Source organism: Microvirga soli (assembly GCF_016734765.1).
In the GTDB taxonomy this organism is placed as follows: Bacteria; Pseudomonadota; Alphaproteobacteria; order Rhizobiales; family Beijerinckiaceae; genus Microvirga; species Microvirga soli.
Genome location: NZ_JAERQE010000108.1, coordinates 1 through 5,805 on the forward strand (window position 1 = coordinate 1; position 5,805 = coordinate 5,805).

Consider the following 5,805-nt stretch of genomic DNA (forward strand, 5'->3'; position numbering starts at 1 on the left):
TCCTGCAAAATCGAAGGCGGTGATGCGCCTGATATCCCAATCGTCTCAACGAGATCGGGATTCTTCACGGACGACTAGAGGCAATCTCGTGCCAACTTCCATCGGCCTCTCAAAGATGATCAAACTGTAGCTTAGAACGCGGACTCATTTATTCGGACTGCGTATTCCGCGCCGCAGGGAAAAGTGTCTCAATGAGAGCACCCGCCACATCACGCAAAACGCCGGCAGTGCCTAGCTGATGCATCCCAAACTCGGGGTTCGCACTGACTCCAACAACTGCCCATCTCTGCCCCTCAGGTGACAGTGTGATATCTTCTGCGATTAGGTCGATTCCGACGTGAAGAGGATCGTACATCACCTTCCTCACCTTGTTAGCGATCACAGAAAAGCCAGCATGTAAAAGATCTGTCACGTCCCGAGCTTCTCCACCTAAACCGATGCTTGCTGCTGAGTGCAGGTGTATGTATTGCCCAGATTCTGGAACCGATAGTTGGCTCACCCCCGAAGCTGCCAACCTGTGCAGGACCATCGGCGTGAGTTTTATCAGATTTGCGCGAAGGTAAGGATTGTCCCGACGCCGCTCGTTCTTAGAGGCAACTAACTGCTCAATCGTATGCGCGCCATCGCCGACAATATATGCGGAAGCACGCTCTGCCACGGCCCGTACCGCATTGCCAATCACCAGAACCCGATAGCTTCTGCCGGGCCAATGTTCCTCAACAAGGACCGACTTCGTACCGGTTTCCGAGACGAACTTCCAAGCCACCTCAAAATCAGCCGGTCTGACGTTGTTGGTGGAGATCCCCTTCCCACCCGAAGCGATGGTCGGTTTCACGACAGCGCCAACCCCAGCACTGAGTTGCTGCGCAAACTTCCAAGCATTCTCCTTGGCTTCGATAGAAAACACCTTTCCTTCCGGTGTCGTGATATTTGCTTGCTGCAGAAGTCTCTTCGTCCATTCTTTGTTGTTGGACGCACGGCGTGCAACAATGCGCGTGCAGCTTGGCATTCCCCGGAAGAAGACGGTAGAGCGCTCACCGTTTGAAATCACGGTGAGTTCGTCGCTTAAGGCCTCAACCTGCAGGTTTCTCGCCTCCGCTGCCTGTCTGAGTAGGCCTACTTGGGTTGAGTATTCTCTCTTGGATGTTTCGCCTCCATACTGAGGAATGTAGATGGAAGCCGGTAAAACGGTGGGCTTCTCATACCAGTCGGCACGTCTAGCAGTCTCATAGCGTCCGGATGCGACAAAATCGAGCAAATCGTCCGGCAGCATTGACGAGGGTGGGCCGTACGCCGCGAAGAAAGGAGTTGCAATTGCAGGGTTGGTATTCAGCTCAACTATGCAAGTATTTTCATTTCCAGCGTTCGCTGAAAAGTCTTTGATGAGAACGTCCATTCCAAGAAGCGTCGCGCTTGGAATTGCATGAAATGCCTTCTCGGCCATGTCAATGATTGACGGGTGCAAGTGATCCATAACAGAAACACTTTCTCCACCCTGACCAACGTTGGACACCGTGCTCAGGCGCACATACTCGTTTTTTCCGGGGACCTCGTCCAGCGAGCGACCGTCGAGCTCCAGTTGGTCAAACTTCTTTATTGGATATATTTTCAAGAGAGGATTGTTCTTGCGCCGCTTATTCTTTTCAGACACCAGGTCAGAGATGGAGGATGCGCCGTTGCCTACAACGTATGCGGGCACCCTGCATACAGCAGCCACTACGCGCCCGCCCAGAACAATGATACGAACCTCGTCGCCTTCAAAGAAGTCTTCGACAATAATCCTGCGCGCACGGGCATTTTGCCAAGCCGTCAGAAAGGCTCGTTCGTCACGGATGCCAGCAGTCACTCCACGACCGCCGAAGCCACTTTGAGGTTTGACGACCTGTGGGCCCCTTCGAGAACGAAAGTATTCAAGCGCCGCCGATTGATCCGCAAAAACCTCACCGACCGGAACAGGTATGCCAGATCGCGATAGCAGCGTTTTGGTCAGATGCTTGTCCTCTTCGATGATGTCGGCCACTACTGATCCGTCCGGGTCGTTTTGAGAGAAAATCCAAGAGTTGTCTCCGTCGGAGACGCGGAAGACCAAACTCCATTCCGTATCAACTTTGTAGCCGCGGCGGAGTGCTGCATCTGCAATCAAGGTTCTCGCAATATCGCCTTTCCATGAAAGATACGGAGACTGAGTAAAGTCATTCTCACCTCTATTGATGATCGATTGAATGATACTACTATTCTTCGAATGTTCGACTTTGTTTTCAATCCTTTGAGCATTAGCGCCTGCTGAGACGGATATTTGAGAGTTCTTTAAAGGAGTCTGTTCGCGAGCCGAGTAGATCCCGTGCATCTCCACTGGCCTGAAGGCGCGCTTGACCTGAGCCAGACCCGGTCGTCCGACATCGTAGGAGTCGTTAAAGTAGGTAAGCTGAGGCATGCTAGTAAGCAGGTGGTAACGCTGCAAGTATGCAAGCCCAGGCATCTCGTGATCTGAAATTGTGATGAATACACTGCCAATTGGTCCTCTAATTGGACCGCCAAAAGAAAATGCCCTGATGGAGCCTGCAACCTCTACAACTTGACCCGTTATCATATCGCTTGGAAAATCCTCGAATTTTTCGAGACAACTTGCAGAATAGTGGTAGTATGGACCAAGCTTCACCCCCTTTGACGCAAGTGCATTATACCACTTATTGCGAAGGTCTTTGCAGGCACGCTGGTCATCTTTCTTATATTCCCGCACAACAATGGATTGATCTGCGTATTGTGAAATGCTTCTGCGGAGGCGGCTGAAGGAACTGCCCTCCAGCCCTACTACGGCCGCGCGATCATAAATGTACTCACCGGAGCTGAAACTGATCTCAAAGCCCTCCCGTGCGACCAAAAGCGCGTCGCTTTCCTGCACCTGTACGATCTGGCTCGTTCGGCCGTGATTGAAGTCTCGTATCCGCTCCCGTGCAAGCCGCAGTGGGGCGGGGTGGAACGGGAATGGCGGCAGAAAGAGGCTCAAGCGCAGCCGTTCCTCTTCCGCCCGAAGCCTGTATGTAAGGATCGCTCCTTCGACCTGCTCATAAAGCAGGGCATAGGTCTTCGAGTTTTTCCAAAGCAAGTGTAAATAAGGAAAATAGTAGAACCAAGACTTGGCTGAGCTATGTTCCAAGGCGGCTGAGAAAGTCTCACGGTCATGCATCTCAACTGTCTTGAGATCGGAGAGTTCATTGGGGATGCTAAGCATGAGCAGCGTCCATTCTGTCGAGCCCGTTTCACTCTGGGCTCAGCGATGAGAGTGCCAAAGTAGTGCGAACGCCTTAGTGGCTCATTCCCATCAGTGAAGAGCCCCACCGCTTCGAGCCGGGACGACTTCTTTTGGAGCGCTACCATCTCACCGCCAAGATGGACGATATGCGACCTGTCTGCAAGGGCGCTGTAGGACCGTGCTTCACCGATCGGCTGGCAAACGCACCGAGGTCGCACGATGTATGTGCTCAAACAGTGCGGACGGGCTCTGGGCATCCGATCTTAAGCACGCAGCTCAGGGAGCGAACTCCGGTACCCACCTCAGGTTTGCAGCGCTGCTCCACACGTGAGCGGTGTTCGTTTTCAACTATTCCTTCAGGTCAGCTGGTGGACACCTCCACCAAGGATCGTCGAGTGCACCCAGACCACCTAGTGGCCGCGCCAGTAACCACCCGCTAGCCGGAGCCACGGTCGGTAAGTTTGACGTAATCTGCCGCGGACGCGCCAGAGCGCGGGGCTCGCCCAGAGAGGCGTGAATCAAAACATCTCGACCGTGAGTGATCGAATTGGTCCGCCATGGTCGCGACCCAGCCTCTAGCGATCGGATTGCTACCCACGCAAGGCAGGCTGAGCGGCTGCTTGCCGGCGACACACCGATGCTGGTGGTGAGCAAAGGATAGACGAAGACTGGCCGGGCGACAGCCCCGTAGAGCCCGAAACAGGTTCCCGCACCAATCGCCAAACTCAGCCAAGAGGCAATAAAGATGATCGTCAATCTATGGACGCAAGAGGAGCCTTGTGTCAGTTTCCTACAAACTGCAGCTTTCCAAATTAGCTTGAGGGAGCGCTCCTTATGCAGGAAATATCGGCATTGCTGGGCCGTCACAGTGCACATGTTCGGAATCCTGCAACGAGTCGCTTGAGAATGCTGCAATGCCACCTCGCGCTTCCGACCCAGGATGCCACCAATTTCACCTTGTACCCATTTCCTGAGATCAGCCGAAATCGTCGCATCATCCCACTAGCTCACATTCGAGCCGACTCCACGACGTCGCCAATTGCACTGCCGCTGTTCAAAGTGACTGACGCCGTTGAGGCGGGAATTACTCGGTTCACTTATCAGGGAAAGTATCCTCTCTACACCGTTATACAAGGTGCCATGAGTTACCTCTTACGGCTCGGCACCGATCCGCGGGCGCGCGTCAGCAGTTTTCTTAGCTTGGCGCCGGTCCTAGACATACCATCCTTTGAGGCAGGTGGACAAAGTGGCGGCAGCCGATTCCTTGGCGCTTCCCTCGGTAATCTCGACCCAGATCCTCAGGTCCTCTTGCCTACAGGCCTCGAACCTGGCCGCACTCTTACTGCAGAGCAAAAGGCGAGTATCCTGGATGGCCTATGGGTCAGAAAGCAGATCATGGTCACACGTGATATCGCTCTATACCCAGATACCGCTTATGAGATGCAGTTGTTTACGCGGGTTATCGCAGGCGATGTCTGCCTAACAGACTACGGATTGCGTATCGAGAGTGGCGGTTTCAGCTTCTCCTACGATCCCGTAGCTGTATTCGGAACGATCAGGCGCTCATCTCTCGGATGGCGGGATAGGCTCGGCAGAGCTTGGAATAGCACGCTTTCCCGATCGAAGCGGATTGTCCGCCGCCCTCAGCCAAGAAATGGAGAAGTGGTGACGTATGCAGAATTCGACGGCATTCCTCTTTCGCCGCATTACACCATGCTGCCGCCTCTCTCCGCGGCGGATTACCATTATAGCGCACGCATCCACTTTCGCGCCGACGAGACAGGAGCGCCGATCAAGGCTCCATGCCTAATCCACCACCACGGATCGGCAGCCACCGGTCACATGGAAGAAACGAGCCCTGACATTCTCGCACTGCTGTTTCTCGGCTTCAACATTGTGTCGTTTCGGGGATTTGGGGCTGGCACGTCTTCCGCAAACCCAACCAACGGCTACGGCAACGTCCACGCGCCCCTGCTGTATGGCAATGCTCTCCGGTCGGCCTACCGAATCCAATCGTCAATAGAGTTTGCTGAAAACCAGCGGGATAGGTATTTCACTAATCATCGGTTCTGCCTATTCGGTAACTCAGCCGGCGCGACGGCAGCACTCGCTTGGTCAGGTCACTCCGCCCGTTTCGGGTCACAGGATAAGGTCTCCGCAATGTTCGGCAACGGAGCAGTTTTGGCAGGCATTGGTGACAAGTCTTGGAACGATGTGAGCCGCGTCATCAACATGATGACAGGGCTAATCGAGAACGTGGTTCATCCGACGCTGTTGTCGTATGGCGACAGTGATACTTACGCCCCGCCCGAGTTGTCTCGCTCCTTCCAGACAGCCGCAAAACTCTCCGGCGCACCGGTCTCGTTCTATTTCCCCGGCGACTATCCCCATAACTGGTTAGCGGACAACGCCACCGTATGGGCTCCTGTCGTTGGCAGGTTTTTCGCCGACCACATGACCCCAGCTTCGCCTCTAAGCATTACAGTTGCAGGTGCCGCGGATGAGCTCATAATCTCCTGATCTGACACGGGAGGCTGCCATGACGGGTGTGC

At 54.3% G+C, this 5,805-nt stretch carries 2 protein-coding genes; one reads left to right on the plus strand and one right to left on the minus strand.

Annotation, left to right across the window (positions count from 1 at the left end; all coding sequences use genetic code 11):
- Positions 1 to 148 precede the first annotated feature (148 nt).
- Complete coding sequence (locus tag JKL45_RS29080; protein WP_201865249.1) at positions 149 to 3,232, minus strand: ATP-grasp domain-containing protein; 3,084 nt, start codon at positions 3,230 to 3,232, stop codon at positions 149 to 151.
- 855 nt (positions 3,233 to 4,087) lie between these two features.
- On the opposite strand from JKL45_RS29080, the gene JKL45_RS29085 reads away from it, so the two are divergent.
- Entirely contained in the window at positions 4,088 to 5,773 is a 1,686-nt protein-coding gene (locus JKL45_RS29085) for an alpha/beta hydrolase family protein (protein ID WP_201865250.1), read from the plus strand.
- Positions 5,774 to 5,805 lie beyond the last annotated feature (32 nt).